A 15,345-nucleotide genomic window follows, 5' to 3' on the forward strand; every position below is an offset into this window, starting at 1 on the left:
ACGCTCGCTCACGCGTACGACCTCCTCTGATCGGGCGAGGGGATGGTGGCGCCCCGGTATTCGACCGGGATGCCGCCCAGCGGGTAGTCCTTGCGCTGGGGGTGGCCGTCCCAGTCGTCCGGCATCATGATCCGGGTCAGGCCCGGATGGCCGTCGAAGACGATCCCGAAGAAGTCGTACGCCTCCCGCTCATGCCAGTCATGACCAGGGTAGATGCCCACCGTGGATGGAACGTGCGGGTCATCGTCGGGGCAGGCGGCCTCGAGGCGCACGCGCCTGTTGTAGGTGATCGAGCACAGGTGGATGACCGCGTGCAGCTCCTCACCCTTCAGGTGCGGGTAGTGCACGCCGGACACGCCGAGCGACAGCTCGAACCGCAGCGCCGGGTCGTCGCGCAGCTTCCGGCACACCTCGACCAGGCGCTCGCGCTTGACGTGCAGGGTGAGCTCGCCGCGGTCGACGACGACCCGATCGATCGCGTCGTCGAGCGCGAGCGCGTCGACGATCTCGTCGAAGTAGCCGCCGTACGGGCGGGGCGTCGAGATCTGGGGCTGCCGGCGTACGACGAGGCCGCCGTAACCGGAGGTGTCGCCGGAGTCCTCGGCCCCGAACATGCCGTGCCTGGCGACAGGCGCCTCGGGCACCGCGGGAACCGGCGCCTCGGGTGTCTGCCCGCTGTCCGGGCTTCCAGGGAGGTTGTCGGGCGAGGTCACTTCGATGCCCCCTGGTCGATCAGCGGCAGCGTACGCAGCGCCCGCAGTTCGAGTTCGTCGATCTGCTTGGCGCGGTGCGCGCCGAACTTCGTGTTCTGGATCTTGTCGTGCAGCTTCACGATCGAGTCGATCAGCATCTCGGGCCGCGGCGGGCAGCCGGGCAGGTAGATGTCGACCGGCACGATGTGGTCGACGCCCTGCACGATGGCGTAGTTGTTGAACATGCCGCCGCTGGAGGCGCACACCCCCATGGAGATGACCCACTTCGGCTCGGCCATCTGGTCGTAGATCTGGCGCAGCACGGGCGCCATCTTCTGCGACACCCGCCCGGCGACGATCATGAGGTCGGCCTGGCGGGGAGACGCCGAAGCGCGCTCCATGCCGAAGCGCGCCAGGTCGTAGTGGGGGCCACCGGTGGCCATCAGTTCGATGGCGCAACAGGCGAGGCCGAACGTGGCCGGCCACACGGAGTTCTTGCGCGCCCACCCGGCGGCCGCCTCGACGGTGCTGAGGATGAACCCGCTGGGGAGTTTCTCTTCAAGTCCCATTTTCAGTCCCAGTCCAGACCCTTGCGGCGCCACACGTACGCGTAGGCGACGAGCACGGTGACGATGAACAGCAGCATCTCCACCAGGGCGAACAGCCCCAGCCCCGGAGAGATCGTCTGGCCCGCGTCGTTCAGCTGAGGCGCGAACGAGACCGCCCACGGATAGAGGAAGATGATCTCGATGTCGAACACGATGAAAAGCATCGCGGTGACCATGTACTTGAGCGGGAACCGTCCGCCACCGACCGGCTGGGGCGTCGGCTCGATGCCGCATTCGTAGGCGTCGAGCTTCGCGCGGTTCCAGCGCTTAGGGCCGGTGAAGGGAGCGATGGCGACCGAGAAGATCGCGAAGCCCCCCGCGAGAACGGCGAGCACCAGGATGGGCACGTAAAGGTCCATCGCTACGCCTCCTCTGGAGTCGCCGCGCGCGCGGGCGCGCAGCCGGATCTGTCAGTTCTGAGATTCATGCTGGTGGCGCGACCTTCGAGAGTGCGTTTATGATCTTGTCCGACGCATCGCCTCGCCGGTCGGTGAGATTACCAAGGAGTTTGAGCGCGAAGCGCATCAGCCTCGGGTGAGGAAGCCCGTGCCTGGTGCCGAAGCGCATCACGCCCGGCTTCCCGATCGCCTCGACGAACCATCTGCCGAGAGTGAAGTAACCACCGTATGCGTCTTTCAGCACGCGGGGGTAAGTCCGCAGGGTCCGCTCGCGCTGCGCGGGAGTGGTGCCCCTGAGTGCCTTTGCGATGATCTCCGCGGCGATCTCGCCGGTCTCCATGGCGTACGCGATGCCCTCGCCGTTGAACGGGTTGATCGAGCCGCCGGAGTCGCCCACGAGCACCAGGCCGCGCGTGTAGTGCGGCTGCCTGTTGAAGGCCATCGGGAGCGCGGCGCCGCGGATGGGCGCCGTCATGTTCTCCTCGGTGAAGCCCCAGTCGGCCGGCATCGACCGGCACCAGCGCCTGAGCAGGTCGCGGTAGTCGATGTTCTTGAACTGCGCGCTGGTGTTGAGCAGGCCGAGCCCCACGTTGGCGGTGCCGTCGCCGACGCCGAACACCCAGCCGTAGCCGGGCAGCAGCGTGTCGCCGTCCCACAGCTCCAGCCACGTCTCCAGATAGTCGTCGTCGTGGCGGGGGCTTTCGAAGTAGGTGCGCACGGCCACACCCATCGGGCGGTCCTCACGCTTGTGCAGCCCCATCCCGAGGGCGAGGCGGGTGCTGTTGCCGTCGGCCGCCACGACCACGCGGGCGCGGAACGTACGGCCGTCCTTGGTGGTGACCCCGACGATGTGGCCGCTGCGGTCGTCGAGCACGGGACCGGTGACGGTGACGCCCTCCATGAGGCGCGCGCCCGTCTTCACCGCCGTCGCCGCGACGATCTGGTCGAAGTCCTGCCGGGTGCGTACGAGCCCGAAGTCGGGGAAGCGCTCCAGCTGGGGCCAGTCCAGCTCGAACCGCAGGCCGCCGCCCACGACCCGCAGGCCCTTGTTCCTGACCCAGCCGGGGGCGTCGATGTCGACCCCCATGTTCAGCAGTTGCTTGACCGCCCGCGGCGTCAGTCCGTCGCCGCAGACCTTCTCCCGGGGGAACCTGGTCTTCTCAAGGACCAGCACGTCGAGGCCGGCCTGAGCGAGGTAGAAGGCGGCGGCGGAGCCGGCCGGACCGGCACCGACGACGATGACATCAGCGTCAGCTGTGCCCCCGGTCGCGTCAGCGCCACTTCGTCGGCCCAGCTCTTGAAGTAGGAGCTCCTGCGCTTGAGGTCGGGCTGCTGGCACGGTCACTGGACTGTCCTGTCCTACACGCTCGAAGGCCTTGGGGTGTGGCGCCTTCGTTCCTTTGTGAACCCCTTCACAAACTTGTCGGCCCGAAGTCTACTGCTTTTCGTGCACAAAGTGGCAGTCGGGGGGCACTTCACGGACACGACAAGACCCTTCGTCCTGACGAAGGGCCTTTACCTGCGTGCCGGCTACCGTCAAACGTCGAACTCGTCGTGCCGGACCCCCCTGACGAAGGCCCGCCACTCGCCGGGGGTGAACGCCAGAGCCGGGCCGGAGGGGTCCTTGGAGTCGCGGATCAGGATCTCCCCGCCGGTGCCCCTGGCGAACTCGACACACTCGCCTGCCGCTCCGCTGAAGGAGCTCTTGCGCCAGCCATCCGACAGGACACGATCGTTCATCGGACGGCGTCCTCCAGCCTCAACGGTCACTCTGGCAACAATAATGAGCACGGTGCGCGGACGCAGCCGGAACGAGTCCGCGCAGCGAACCATTGCGGTCACAAAACGATCACTTTAGGGACCGGCGAGCGAGGCGATGAAGGCCCGCGACTCCTCCTCGCTCAGCGCCTGGCTCAGGAGCCCGCCGAGCACCAGAGAGTACCGAAGGACCGTCTCCTCGTCTTCCGACAGTGTGAAAACGGGATGGTTCTCGAAGTAGACGGCCTCGCGGGAGATATGCCCGTTTCAACTACCGGGCCATCCTCGCCGGGAAGGTCTGCCTTCGTCCCGGAGAGTCCCTGCCATCATCCCCGCGGGAATTGCACGGGAACGCCCTCCGGCACACCGCAGAGTAGCCCGCCACGACGGAATGCGGGGGGAAGAAGGGAGAGGCAAATCCGGGAATTGCGGGTGCGCGAATGGGCGCATGGTCGGAACCCATCCGCCCCGTAGCCGCGCAGCACCGACCCTGACCTGGAGCCGACAATCGGAGCCGCTGGGATGTCAGACAGTAACGCGAGAGCGCGAAGGAGGCGGACGTCTACCGGCGCCACCGCTGGGCCCAGCTGATCACCATCGAGCTCAGGCGGGCTTGAATCCCCGGTGCATGGCGACGATCCCCATCGTGAGGTCGCGCCAGGCCACCCGTTCCCAGCCGGCGTACTGGATCATCCGCGCCAGCGTCGGCTGGTCGGGCCATTCGCGGATCGACTCCGCCAGATATTCGTAGGAGTCGTCGTTGGACCCGAACACCTTGGCCACCTTGGGCAGCAGCTTCATCAGATATTCGCGGTAGACCACGTCGAACGGCGCGAACGTGACGTGCGAGAACTCCAAAATCACCAGGCGCCCGCCAGGTCTCGTCACCCGCAGCATCTCCTCAAGCGCCCGCGTGGTGTCGTGCACATTGCGCAGCGCCACCGAGATCGTCACCGCGTCGAAAGAGTCGTCGGCGAACGGCAAGCGCGTCGCGTCACCCGCGACGAACGGCACCCCCTGCCCCGAAAGCGCGTTGCCACCATGGCGGCGTACGCCGGTGCTGAGCATGCCGAGGGAGAAGTCGGAGGCGATCGCCCGCGCGCCCAGCGAGGTGAACGCGTCGGTGGAGGTGCCCGTGCCGGCTCCCAGGTCAAGAACGATCTCCCCGGGCCCCGCGTCGACCGTGGCCGCCACCGCCTTGCGCCAGAGCCTGACCTGCCCGAGGGAGATCACGTCGTTGACCAGATCGTAACGCCGGGCGGTGCGATCGAACATCGCGGCGACCTCGTCCGGCTGTTTGTCCAACTGAGCGCGCGTCATGCCCACACCATATGGCTATCGGGACAACCAACGGAAAGTATCCACTCCATTACGCAACGTCTGCTAGGAATTGGCAAATGCTTGCCCGTCTCGCCCTTGCGGCGATCATCGCCTCGGCCCCCACCGCGCATCCCCGCGTCGTGCTGGCCGACCCGATCGACAGCACCCCTCACGTGCTCGACGGCATCGTCAACGCCATCGCCGTCGTGGGCCGTACCGTCGTGGTCGGCGGCGCCTTCAGCGAGGTCGCCGACGCCGCCCGCACCACCACCTATCCGCGCGCCAACCTGTTCGCCTACGACCTGGCCACCGGCCGCGTCCTTGAGGACTTCGCGCCCGTCGTCCCGGGCGCGGTCCACGGCCTGGCCGCGGGCGAGCGCGGCACCGTCTACGTCGGCGGCCAGTTCCACGGCGTCAACAACGAGCCGGCCAGGGCCCTGGCGCGGCTCCGTCTCTCCGACGGCGCGCTGGTGCCGGGCTTCGCGCCGCGCATCGGCGGCGGCACGGTGACCACGCTGGCCCGCCAGGGCTCCCAGCTGTACGTCGGCGGCGACTTCGTCAGCCCGCGCACCGCGCTGGCCAGGCTCGACGCGGTCACCGGCGCGACCGACCCCGGCTTCGCCGTCACGCCGGGCAAGCCGCTGACCAGGCGGGTGAAGGTCTACGCGCTGGCCCTCTCCCGCGACAGGCTCGCCGTCGACGGCACGTTCACCACGCTCGACGGCGCATCCAGGCCTCAGCTCGGGCTGATCGACGTCAGCGGGCGCGCGGCGAAGGTGGCGCCGTGGCGGACCGACGTGTACGCGCGCAGGTGCATGGCCGCGTTCCCGTCGTACGTGCGCGGTCTCGACTTCGCGCCCGACGGCCGCTATTTCGCGGTGGTCACCACGGGCGGCCCGCGGGCCGGCATGTGCGACACGACCGCGAGATTCGAGACCTACGCCAAGGGCTCGCGCATCAAGCCGACCTGGGTGAACAGCACAGGAGGCGATTCGCTCTACGCCGTCTCGGTGACGGGGGCGGCGGTCTATGTGGGCGGCCACCAGCGCTGGCTCGACAATCCGCGGGGCCACGACTCCGCCGGTCCAGGAGCGGTGTCACGGCCAGGCATCGGCGCCATTCATCCGCGCACAGGAAAGGCGCTCAGTTGGAATCCCACGCGCGAGCGCGGGATCGGCGTGAAGGCGTTTTACGCGCACCCCACCGGACTACTTGTCGGTAGCGACACGACGAGACTCGGACGGGAGTACCATGCCCGGATTGGCATGTTCCCCCTGCCCTAGTCGTCCTGCGGCTTCGGCCGGTCGACCCTGTCGCTGATGCGTGCGCTCATGGCGTCACGCTGCCTGGACAGCAGGACGTAGCTCGCTATGCCGCTGATCAAGAATGAGCAGATGATCAGCACCAGCGGGTTACTCAGCCCGAGCAGCCACAGCACACCCAGGGTCACCAGAAACAGGCCGATCCGCGACGCGGTGTAAACGAGAACGGGACGCACGGGTTCGAGGTTACTCGGACCTGTGGCGCGGTCGCTCTTCGCATCAGACGCGAGCGCTGCTACTGTCCCAGTCAGGGAGTTTCGTAAAGAAACACCCACGAGAGCCCCAAAGAGGCTCTATCATATAACAATCGGGCAGTCAGCTGATAACAACCCGTGATCTTTGTAGAAAACCACGGATAAATCAGGCTTCGCTCGACACACTGGTTACCTGTCCGCCCGCTGGCAGGAAGCGGGATGCGAGGGGGAGAGATTGGTGGAGAGTAGCAGCGAGCGTCTGCTGACCCCAGGAGAGGTTGCCGCCCTCTTCCGGGTAGACCCAAAGACGGTTACGCGCTGGGCTGCGGCAGGCCGCATCAGCAGTATCCGCACCCCCGGAGGGCACCGGCGCTTCCGCGAGTCGGAAGTCCACGCCCTTCTCCGAGGCGAGGACGTTCTCACGGCCGACAGGCCTGCAGGTGAGTCCCCGCGCGTCTGACATTCCGTCCAGTCGGTGATCCTGTCCGCCAGGATCACCGCGGGCGGGATCACACTGTTGCGTGCTTCCCGGCCACACTTCCGTACGGTGAGCACGGGGCGGCGCCATCCGCCGACCGTGGCTGGCGCCTGTCCGTCCGTTCCCCCCCCTCAGGCGCCTTCCTGCTCCGCCTTGAAGGCCAGGAACTCCCGCTCCAGGTCGTCGTTCTCCTCTTCCCAGCGCCGGCGGCGCTCGGCCGCCTCCTCCTCCGTCAGCGCCTCGGGCAGGAACGTCTCATAATCGGGGTCACCGGGTTGGAGCTCCACGTACGCGTTTCCGATCAGCCGACCGTCCTCGCTGGTCAGGCTCTGCGGTACGCGTAGCGTCCCGTCCGCGAGCCGGATGACGTACATGGTGGACCACCTATATTCCGTAGCGCCGGTTGAAGAACAACATGACGTCGAGCGCCATCCGCGTGTCGCCCCCCAGCATGTCCACCAGGGCAGGACGCTGGCGGGAGGCGATCGCGGCGAAGGCGTCGGCGAAGAACTCCTTGCGTCCCAGCCCGCCTCCCTGGCGGTGGAACATCGAGGCCAGCACCGGCATGGCCGTCTCGTAGAGCTCCACGAACTCGGGCGAGTCCGAGACCCACTCGCCGTGCGCCGAGTCGACGTCGTCGATCGCGTGGCCGACCTCGTGCATCATCACGTCAGGAGTGGGCGAGGGGCGGTCGCCCACCACGATCTTGCGGTCTCCGTACGCCCCGGCGCAGATGTCCCAGGTCGCGCGGCCTGACGGCAGGGGGGCGCCGCGCAAGTAACCCATGTCGTCGAGGTCGGGCACGCCTCCCCCGCCGACGTAGACGCCTTCGAGCCCGGCCGCGAGCTTGTCCTTCAGCCCGTCGGGCAGCCGGGCCAGGCTCTCCACCGCGTGCACGACCTCGGGGGACGGCGGCCCCCTCCTGACGTCCCACTGACGGTGCAGGATCCGCTCCAGGCTGCCGCAGTGGCGTAAACCGTCGCCCATCGAGGGCTGGTCGGGCCGGTTCGGCTGCGCTCTGGGCGGCCCGTCGTTGAGCTCGAAGTCGTACCAGGTGTAGACGGGACGCTCGGCCACGGCGGCGGGCAGGCGTGCGCGGCGCTCGCGCACCGCGAAGGCGTCCCACGTCACCTGGCGCTCCCGGCGGCCCGGCGGCGTCCCTGCCTCACCAGTCGGCCAGGTCGTGCGCTCCGGCCGCTCCGCGCCCGGCCAGGACCTGCGCTCCGGCCGCTCGGACCCCGGCCATGGCCTGGTGTCCGGTTGGTCGGCCCCCGGCCACGTCCGGCGTTCCGGCTGCTCGGCACCAGGCCAGGACGGGCGCTCCTGGCGCCCGCCGAGCTTGCCGCTGCCCGCCGGGCGGCGGCGGTCCGTGACCTCACGTGCTTTGGCCGCCGCACGGGCCTCCCTGCGCCTCTCACGGGCGTTGCGCCAGAACGAGCGCTCGGAGTCGGGAGGCGCCTCGCCGCGCCGGGAGAAGAGATAGGAGCCGCGCCGCCACCAACGACCGCGTCGATGCCGGCCCTTGTCCTGAGAAAAGGCCATCGCACCTCTCAACGCCATGAAGTCCATGCAGACCGGCACATCGAGTTCCACCGTACGACGTCGATCTTCCCCTAGTCACCCGAAATGGGACATCAAGCGGCACGATCACGCTGAGGATGGCTTACAGTTCGGGCATGGCAGGTGTTCTAATCGGCCTGGGGCTGCTCGCCTTCTGGCTCTTCTCCCTCTTCGACGTGGTCACCACGCCGGAAGACGAAGTTAGGAACGTACCAAAAGCGCTCTGGATCCTGATTGTCGTGCTGATCCCGCTGCTCGGCGGGGTGGTGTGGATGGTCCGGGGCCGTCCGCGGGCCCCGCGCGCGGCATGGCCCGTCCCCCCGGGCCCCGGCACGCCGAAGGGACCGGACGACGACCCCGACTTCCTCCGCGACCTCGACCGCCGCATGCGCGGCGATGACGTCAGTTAATCCACGTCGGCGTAGCTGTGCAGGCCGTCGAAGAAGATGTTGACCCCGATCAGGTTGAACAGGAGGCAACCGAAAGCCACCAACTGCACGATCGTCGCCGACCTCCCCCGCCAACCGGCCGTCACCCTGGCATGCAGGTAGGCGGCGTAGGCGACCCACGTGATGAACGCCCACACCTCCTTGGGGTCCCAGCCCCAGTAGCGGCCCCACGCCCGGTCCGCCCAGAGGGCGCCCGCGATGACGGCGAACGTCCACACAGGAAACGCGAGCACGATCGCCCGGTGCGCCACCCGCTCCAGGTCGGCGCGGGCCGGCAGACGCGAGAGCCCGTCGCCGCGCAGCAGGTAGAGCACACCTGACACGCCCGCGATGATGAACAGGCCGCTGGCGACGATCGCGGCGGAGACGTGGATGGCGATCCAGTACGAGTCGAGCGCCGGCACGACCGGCCCCGCGGTGGTGTAGAACGCCTTGACCGCGAGGCCAAGGCCGAGCGCCACGGTGACCATGACGAAGGAACCCAGGAAACGTACGTTCGCGCGCAACTGGGTGACCAGGAACGCGGTCACGGCGGCGAAGCAGATCGCCACCACGAACTCGTACATGTTGCCCCAGGGCCACCGGTCTGCGGCCAGGCCGCGCGTGGCGATGGCGCCGAGGTTGGCGGCCCAGCCGAGCCAGGCGAGCGCGAGGGCGGCCGTTCCCGCCCTGGCCACGGCCCTGGACGGCGGCGCGCCGCCGTCACCCTGGGAGGCCGCGACGCCACCGGCGGCCACGGCGCCGTCGTCGTCCTCGGACGCCGCGGCGCCGCCCGCGTCCACGTGGTCTGCCGGGAGCCCTGTGGCCGCGTCACGGCCCTGCTCCCCGTCTCCGGCCGCCGCGCCGACCGTGACCGGCTTCTTCGCGCCGAGCGGGCCGTCGGCGGACCGCTCGGCCACGCCGGGACGGGCCCGGCCGAAGGCGAGCTCGATCGCGAATCCGATCATGGCGACGAGATAGAGCAGGACGGCGGCGACGACGAAAAGGTCGCTCAGCTCTGCGAGTTGCTCAGCGGACATCCTTTTCTCCTGCTGCTAGAACCTTGACGATGTCGGTGAACTCCTCGGCGAAAGCCGCCGCGGAGCCTTCGGTGCGGGTCAGGCCGCCCACTTCGACCTTGCCGGCGTCGATCCGTACGAACACCCTGCGCCGCCTGATCATCAGCGACAGCGCGATGGCGACGACGGCGGTGCCGCCGGCCGCCAGCGCGGGCACGCGGCCCGGGTCGTAGGCCGTCTGGAGCGTGATCCACTCCTTGACCCCGATGAACTCGATCTTGCCCACCCCGCCCGGCAGGTCGACCGACTGGCCCACGGCCAGCGGCTTCGGCGTGTCGGAGGCCATGAGCAGCGGGTTGAGCTTCTTCATCACCTCGGGCGGCGCCAGCTCGTAGACCGACTGCGGCCGGCCTGAGCGCACGCCCAGATCGCCGGAGAACGCCCCGAGCACCTGCACCTCGGGGTTGAGCTCGCCGGGAAAGGCGGAGGCGTGGCTGCCGTCGGTCAGCGGCACGCTGGTGGGCAGGAACCGCAGCAGGAAGCCCAGCTGCTCCGGCTGCGCGTCGGGCGCTTTGACCACGCATCCGGACGTCATCGTGTTCTTGTCCTCGATCAGGCACGGCACGGGCCCTTCGAAGGCCACCTGGCCTTTGCCGTCGGTCACCCTGAAGACGGGGGCGTAGCCGTTGCCGATCAGGTAACTCTGGGTGCCGTCCACGTCGAGAGGTTCGTTGACCTTGAGTTGGTAGTCGCGGGCCGGCGCCTCGGGCGAGTCGTTGACCTTCAGGTGGGCCGAGTAGTCGAGCACCTGGCCCTTCCTGTCGCCCGTCACCTGGTAGGAGACCTTGAGGTCGGCCAGTTGGAACGAGAACGGCTCCAGCGACTCCGCCGACACCTGGCTGCCGGGCGTGAACCGGTCGTAGGCGGCCACGGTGTTGGCGAACCCGTCGCCCTCGACGACGAGGACGTTGCCCCGGTAGCCGAAGAGCGAGCCGGCGCCGATCGCGACCAGGATGCCCAGCAGGGCGACGTGGAAGAACAGGTTGCCCGTCTCGCGCAGGTAACCTTTCTCCGCCGACACCCAGCCGTCGCCGGTGGCGACGCGGAAGCGCATCCTGCGCAGCCGCCGTGCGGCCTGCTCGACCGTGAGCTCGCCGTCGAACGTGGCCGAGTGGGGCAGCCTGGCGGGCCGCTTCGGCGCGGCGGGCGGCTTGCGTCGCAGCTCGCGCAGGTAGGTCGCGGTGCGCGGGACGATGCAGCCGACCAGCGAGGCGAACAGCAGCAGATAGACGGCGGCGAACCAGGCCGAGCCGAACACCTCGAAGAGCTGGAACCTGTCGTACCACTCGGCCAGGGTCGGGTTCTGCTCGTAGAGGGCGGCCACCTTGTCGGGCTCGACGCCGCGCTGCGGCACCACCGAGCCGGGCACGCTGCCGAGCGCCAGCAGGAACAGCAGGATCAACGCCGTCCGCATCGAGGTGAGGGTGCGCCACCCCCAGCGCAGCCAGCCGACCGGGCCGAGCCCTGCGGGCCTGGGCGAACGCGGCTTCTCCAGCTCCTGGACGCTCATCAGATCACCGGCTCGAAGGCGCCGATCAGGCCCTGTATGGCGGCGATCAGCTCTCCCCACAGCCCGGTCACGAGCAGCACGCCGACGGCCACCATCATGCCGCCGCCGAACCTGGTGATCAGGCGCGAGTGCCTGCGGACGGCCCGGAACGTACGCAGCGCCTTGCTGTAGGCGAGCGCCGCCCCCACGAACGGCAGCCCGAGCCCGAGCGCGTACGCGAACGCGAGCAGAGCCCCGCGCCCCGCGCTGCCCTCGTTGAGTCCGAGGGCCAGCACGACGGCCAGCGTGGGCCCGATGCACGGGGTCCACCCGAGCCCGAACACCACACCGAGCAGCGGCGCTCCCGCCAGCCCCGCGGACGGCAGCCGGTGGATGCGCACGTCGCGCATCAGGGCGGGCACGACGCCGAGGAACGCCAGCCCTAGCAGGATGGTGAGCACGCCGAGCACCCGCGTGATGATCTCGGCGTTGCCGAACATGACCTCTCGGAGCCCGCCGAACAGCGCCCCGCTGAGCACGAAGACCAGCCCGAAGCCGGTCACGAACAGGACCGTGCCGAACACCAGACGCCACCGCCTGGGGTCGGCGCTCATGCCGGTCACGTACGACAGGTAGCCGGGCACCAGCGGCAGCACGCACGGCGACAGGAAGGACACCACCCCGGCGAGCACCGCGATCGGCACCGCGAGCAGCAGCGAGCCCGAGGCTACGACGTCACTCATCGCGCACCTTGGTGACCGCGTCGAGCAGGTCGGTGTATTTCACCGCGCCCAGCGCCCTGGCCGCGATCCTGCCCTGCTCGTCGATGATCAGCGTGGACGGGATGGCGGCCGGCGGGACCGTGCCCTGGAAGGCCAGCGCGACCTTTCCCGGCTGGTCGAAGAGGTGGGGATAGCCGGTCTTCTCGGTGCGCTCGAACGCCAGCGCGTCGGCCTGGCGGTCCTTGAAGTCGACGCCGAGGAACTCGACGCCGCTGTTCTTGGTCTTGGCGGCGACCTCCTTGAGCACGGGCGCCTCCGCCCGGCACGGGCCGCACCACGAGGCCCAGAAGTTGAGCACCACGACCTTGCCCTTGTGCGCGGCGAGCGACGCGGTGCCCCCGTCGAGCGTGGGGCCCTCGATCGCGGGCGCCGGCTTGCGTTCGCCCGCCTCGAACACCTGCATCTTCCCGTCGCCCGCGACGAAACGGGTGTCACCCGCCTGCGGCTGGCCGCTCTGGTTGCCCGCGCAGCCGGCGACCATCGCAGCCAGGAGAACGAGAGAGATGGACTTGGTGCGCACGGAGGATGATCTCCTTGTACTACAACCGGTAGAGCTTGCAACTCTACCGGCGGCGTGGCCCGGCCCGGACACCGGGGAGCGCCTCAGGCCCCGGGAACGGAGGGGCCGGGATCGAGCGAACCGGCGGGCTCGCTGTAGCCCACGCTGACCAGCCGGCCCCCGTCGAACGTGAACGTGGTGAGGCTCGCCAGCGCGCACTGCCTGCGCCGGGGATCGTGCCAGAGCCTGCGCCGCTCGGCGGCCATCCTGATCGCCCAGATGGGGAGCTGGTGGCTGACGAGCACCGTCTCGTGCCCGCGCGCCGCCGCCCTGGCGTCGTCGATCACCGAGCGCATGCGCCGGACGATGGCCGGATAGGACTCGCCCCAGGACGGGCGGAGCGGATTCCAGAAATAGCGGTAGTTGCGGGGATTGCGCAGCAACGCCAGGCCGGGACCCGCCGTGCGGCCCTCCAGCAGGTTGCCGGCCTCGATCAGCCGGACGTCCTGCGTGATCTCGAGACCGAGCCTGTCGGCGAGGGGCGCCGCGGTCTCCATCGCCCGCTCGAGCGGCGAGCTGTAGACGGCGACGATGTCACGACCGCCGACCGCCTTGGCGACCGTCTCGGCCATGAGCCGGCCGGTCTCGGACAGGTGGTAGCCGGGCAGCCTGCCGTAGAGAATGCCTCTGGGGTTGTGCACCTCACCGTGGCGCAGAAGGTGGACGACGGTCATTTCAGCCATGGTGGGCACAGCCTATCCGCTCGATCGCGCCGAACCACGCCCCGAGTCCGTGGGCCCGTGTTCGCCCGTCGTTCACGCGACGGTAAAGTCGCCCCTCCGAGAGGAGGCGCCGGCTTGAGTCCATGGGCACTTGTCCTCATTCTGGTCGCCGCCGTCGCCCACGCCTCGTGGAACGTGCTGAGCAAGAAGGCCTCCGAGGCCGACGGCCTCGTCTTCGTCTGGCTCGTCGCCGTCGCGGCGGCGGTCGTGTGGGCCCCGCTGTTCGCGGGCTTCCTCATCGTCACGGGCACCTTCCCGACCTGGCAGAACCTCGCCGTGATCAGCGGCAGCATGGCCCTGCACCTGGGCTACTTCGTACTGCTCCAGCGGGGGTACGGCACCGCCGACCTGTCGGTCGTCTACCCGGTCGCGCGCGGCACGGGACCGATGCTGGCCAGCCTGGCGGCCGTGTTGTTCCTCGGGGAGCGTCCGTCGCCCGCCGGCGTGGCGGGGATCGTGCTGGTCGGGGTGGGCGTGTTCATGCTCAGCGGCGGCTCGGCGAAGGTCGGGCTCAAGGAGGTGGCGCCGGGACTGCTCACGGGGGTGTTCATCGCGGGTTACACGGTGTGGGACTCGCAGGTGGTGAGCGCGTTCGCGGTGGCGCCGCTGATGCTCAACTATCTCGGCGAGGCCCTGCGCGCCCTCGTGCTCGCGCCCGTCGTGCTGGGCACGCGGCGGAAGCTGGTGCTGCCCGTGTGGCGGGAGCACCGGTCCCGGATCGTGGGGACGGCGGTGCTGATCTTCGTCTCGTACGCCCTGGTGTTGTTCGCCTTCACGATGGCGCCGGTGAGCGTGGTGGCGCCGGCCCGCGAGATCAGCGTGCTGATCGGCGTCGTGCTCGGTGGGCGACTGCTGGCCGAGGGCGACATGCGACGCCGGCTGCTGGCGGCCGGCGTGATCGTCGGCGGCGTCGTGGCCGTCACGCTCAGCTGACGGCCCAGGCGTTCTCCTGTGTCCTGCTCGCCTCGGCGAGCGCGTCGACCATGGCCTTGATGGCGGGGCGGCGGGCGGCGTCGGAGCGCCAGATCGCGTAGATGCGGCGCGACTGGCGCGGCCGGAGGGGGACGAGGCGCACGCCGCCGGGCACGCAGTCACGTCCGAGCCGCGGCACGATCGCGCAGCCCAGCCCGGCGGCCACGAGCGCGAGCTGGGTCGGATATTCCTCGGCCATGCAGGCGATCACCGGCTCGACCGAGGCGCTGCGCAGCGTGAACACCAGCCAGTCGTGGCAGACCGTGCCGGGCGAGCCGCTGATCCACCGCTCGCCGCGCAACTCGGCCAGCTCCAGCTCCTTGCTGCCCGCCAGCGGATGGTCGGCGGGGATCACGACGTCGGCGACGTCGTCGAGCAGCGTGGCCCTGGACAGGCCGTCGGGGATGGCCATGGGCCTGTTGAGCCAGTCCTGGATCACGCCCAGGTCGAGCTCGCCCCTCGCCACGTCGCGCACGACCCGCTCAGGTTCGCGCTCGTGCAGTTGCACCCACAGCTCGGGGTGGCGTTTCCTGAGCGCCGCCAGGGCGGCGGGCATGAGGCCGCGCGAGGCGGTGGGGAAGGCCGCGGCGTTCAGCCGGCCGACGACCTCGCCGCGCAGCGCCTCGAAGTCGGCCTCCGCGGTCTCGACCAGGGCGAGGATGCGCTCGGCGTGCTCGGCGAGCAGACCCGCCGCGTCGGTCAGCCGCACACCGCGCCCGTTGCGCTCCATGAGCGTGGCGCCGGTCTCGCGCTCCAGTTTGGCGATCTGCTGGGAGACCGCCGAGGGGGTGACCATCAGCGCGTCGGCGGCCGCTCCGACCGACCCGTAGACGTGCACAGCGTGAAGTGCCTTGAGCCGGTTCAAGTCCAACATGTAAGTCAGTCTAAATGGTTTAGCGTAGAAAGTCTCGCTTGTGGTTGAATGTGTAGCAGACAAAAATAGATGCATGCGAATCATCAAGCGGAAGAAGCAAGAGCGTCCCC

The 15,345-nt window shown here is 69.3% G+C and carries 20 protein-coding genes; 4 read left to right on the forward strand and 16 right to left on the reverse strand.

Translation table 11 applies throughout. From position 1 onward, the window contains the following. Positions 1–8 precede the first annotated feature (8 nt). From E1267_RS02670 to E1267_RS02695, 7 genes are all read right to left on the reverse strand, one after another. Positions 9–713, reverse strand: a complete 705-nt coding sequence (locus E1267_RS02670; protein WP_132329300.1) for an NADH-quinone oxidoreductase subunit C — start codon at positions 711–713, stop codon at positions 9–11. After that, positions 710–1,261 (reverse strand): NuoB/complex I 20 kDa subunit family protein, encoded by a 552-nt coding sequence (locus tag E1267_RS02675; protein ID WP_132329303.1) that lies wholly within the window; start codon positions 1,259–1,261, stop codon positions 710–712. Before E1267_RS02675 ends, E1267_RS02670 begins: the two co-directional genes overlap by 4 nt. Before the next feature lie 2 nt (positions 1,262–1,263). Then, complete coding sequence (locus E1267_RS02680; protein ID WP_132329306.1) at positions 1,264–1,659, reverse strand: NADH-quinone oxidoreductase subunit A; 396 nt, start codon at positions 1,657–1,659, stop codon at positions 1,264–1,266. Between the two features lie 64 nt (positions 1,660–1,723). Continuing rightward, on the reverse strand, positions 1,724–2,992 hold the full coding sequence (locus tag E1267_RS02685; protein ID WP_132329438.1) for a geranylgeranyl reductase family protein: 1,269 nt from the start codon (positions 2,990–2,992) through the stop codon (positions 1,724–1,726). Between the two features lie 242 nt (positions 2,993–3,234). Further along, positions 3,235–3,438, reverse strand: a complete 204-nt coding sequence (locus tag E1267_RS02690; RefSeq protein ID WP_132329309.1) for a DUF397 domain-containing protein — start codon at positions 3,436–3,438, stop codon at positions 3,235–3,237. A gap of 114 nt (positions 3,439–3,552) precedes the next feature. Further along, positions 3,553–3,714, reverse strand: a complete 162-nt coding sequence (locus E1267_RS47790) for a Scr1 family TA system antitoxin-like transcriptional regulator (RefSeq protein WP_220449315.1) — start codon at positions 3,712–3,714, stop codon at positions 3,553–3,555. Positions 3,715–4,059: 345 nt separating this feature from the next. Continuing rightward, a complete protein-coding gene (locus tag E1267_RS02695; RefSeq protein WP_132329312.1) occupies positions 4,060–4,776 on the reverse strand; it encodes a demethylmenaquinone methyltransferase in 717 nt (238 codons plus the stop codon). Between the two features lie 77 nt (positions 4,777–4,853). Between E1267_RS02695 and E1267_RS02700 the strand changes: the two genes are divergently transcribed. Continuing rightward, positions 4,854–6,059, forward strand: a complete 1,206-nt coding sequence (locus tag E1267_RS02700; protein WP_181957733.1) for a hypothetical protein — start codon at positions 4,854–4,856, stop codon at positions 6,057–6,059. Here E1267_RS02700 and E1267_RS02705 read toward each other — a convergent pair. Then, positions 6,056–6,274, reverse strand: a complete 219-nt coding sequence (locus E1267_RS02705; protein ID WP_132329315.1) for a DUF4229 domain-containing protein — start codon at positions 6,272–6,274, stop codon at positions 6,056–6,058. The two genes, E1267_RS02700 and E1267_RS02705, sit on opposite strands and share 4 nt — an antisense overlap. 256 nt (positions 6,275–6,530) lie before the next feature. Between E1267_RS02705 and E1267_RS02710 the strand changes: the two genes are divergently transcribed. Next, positions 6,531–6,752: a BldC family transcriptional regulator gene (locus E1267_RS02710; protein WP_026214226.1), complete on the forward strand. Its 222-nt coding sequence runs from the start codon at positions 6,531–6,533 to the stop codon at positions 6,750–6,752. A 149-nt stretch (positions 6,753–6,901) separates the two neighbouring features. Here the strand turns inward: E1267_RS02710 and E1267_RS02715 are convergent, their stop codons facing one another. Both E1267_RS02715 and E1267_RS46135 read right to left on the reverse strand, forming a co-directional pair. After that, a complete protein-coding gene (locus E1267_RS02715; RefSeq protein WP_132329319.1) occupies positions 6,902–7,144 on the reverse strand; it encodes a hypothetical protein in 243 nt (80 codons plus the stop codon). A 10-nt stretch (positions 7,145–7,154) separates the two neighbouring features. Then, positions 7,155–8,312, reverse strand: a complete 1,158-nt coding sequence (locus E1267_RS46135) for a hypothetical protein (RefSeq protein ID WP_246063368.1) — start codon at positions 8,310–8,312, stop codon at positions 7,155–7,157. A gap of 134 nt (positions 8,313–8,446) precedes the next feature. Between E1267_RS46135 and E1267_RS02725 the strand changes: the two genes are divergently transcribed. Continuing rightward, positions 8,447–8,740, forward strand: coding sequence for a PLDc N-terminal domain-containing protein (locus E1267_RS02725; protein ID WP_132329322.1), 294 nt, complete (start codon positions 8,447–8,449; stop codon positions 8,738–8,740). On the opposite strand, the gene ccsA is transcribed toward E1267_RS02725, so the two are convergent. The 5 genes from ccsA to E1267_RS02750 form a co-directional block, all read right to left on the reverse strand. Further along, positions 8,737–9,798: a cytochrome c biogenesis protein CcsA gene (ccsA, locus tag E1267_RS02730; protein ID WP_132329325.1), complete on the reverse strand. Its 1,062-nt coding sequence runs from the start codon at positions 9,796–9,798 to the stop codon at positions 8,737–8,739. The two genes, E1267_RS02725 and ccsA, sit on opposite strands and share 4 nt — an antisense overlap. Then, complete coding sequence (gene resB / locus E1267_RS02735; RefSeq protein WP_132329327.1) at positions 9,788–11,347, reverse strand: cytochrome c biogenesis protein ResB; 1,560 nt, start codon at positions 11,345–11,347, stop codon at positions 9,788–9,790. Before resB ends, ccsA begins: the two co-directional genes overlap by 11 nt. After that, complete coding sequence (locus E1267_RS02740) at positions 11,347–12,069, reverse strand: cytochrome c biogenesis CcdA family protein (RefSeq protein ID WP_132329330.1); 723 nt, start codon at positions 12,067–12,069, stop codon at positions 11,347–11,349. Before E1267_RS02740 ends, resB begins: the two co-directional genes overlap by 1 nt. Beyond that, the gene (locus E1267_RS02745; protein ID WP_246063370.1) at positions 12,062–12,628 is read right to left on the reverse strand and encodes a TlpA family protein disulfide reductase; all 567 of its coding nucleotides are present in this window, start codon (positions 12,626–12,628) and stop codon (positions 12,062–12,064) included. Before E1267_RS02745 ends, E1267_RS02740 begins: the two co-directional genes overlap by 8 nt. A gap of 83 nt (positions 12,629–12,711) precedes the next feature. Further along, positions 12,712–13,350 (reverse strand): histidine phosphatase family protein, encoded by a 639-nt coding sequence (locus E1267_RS02750; RefSeq protein ID WP_132329333.1) that lies wholly within the window; start codon positions 13,348–13,350, stop codon positions 12,712–12,714. Positions 13,351–13,464: 114 nt separating this feature from the next. On the opposite strand from E1267_RS02750, the gene E1267_RS02755 reads away from it, so the two are divergent. Then, positions 13,465–14,322 (forward strand): DMT family transporter, encoded by an 858-nt coding sequence (locus E1267_RS02755; RefSeq protein WP_132329336.1) that lies wholly within the window; start codon positions 13,465–13,467, stop codon positions 14,320–14,322. Here E1267_RS02755 and E1267_RS02760 read toward each other — a convergent pair. Further along, positions 14,315–15,235 carry a LysR family transcriptional regulator gene (locus E1267_RS02760; RefSeq protein WP_132329339.1) on the reverse strand — a complete coding sequence of 307 codons (921 nt, stop codon included), beginning with the start codon at positions 15,233–15,235 and terminating at the stop codon, positions 14,315–14,317. The two genes, E1267_RS02755 and E1267_RS02760, sit on opposite strands and share 8 nt — an antisense overlap. Positions 15,236–15,345: the final 110 nt, after the last annotated feature.

It is taken from the genome of Nonomuraea longispora (assembly GCF_004348345.1).
Classification (GTDB): domain Bacteria; phylum Actinomycetota; class Actinomycetes; order Streptosporangiales; family Streptosporangiaceae; genus Nonomuraea; species Nonomuraea longispora.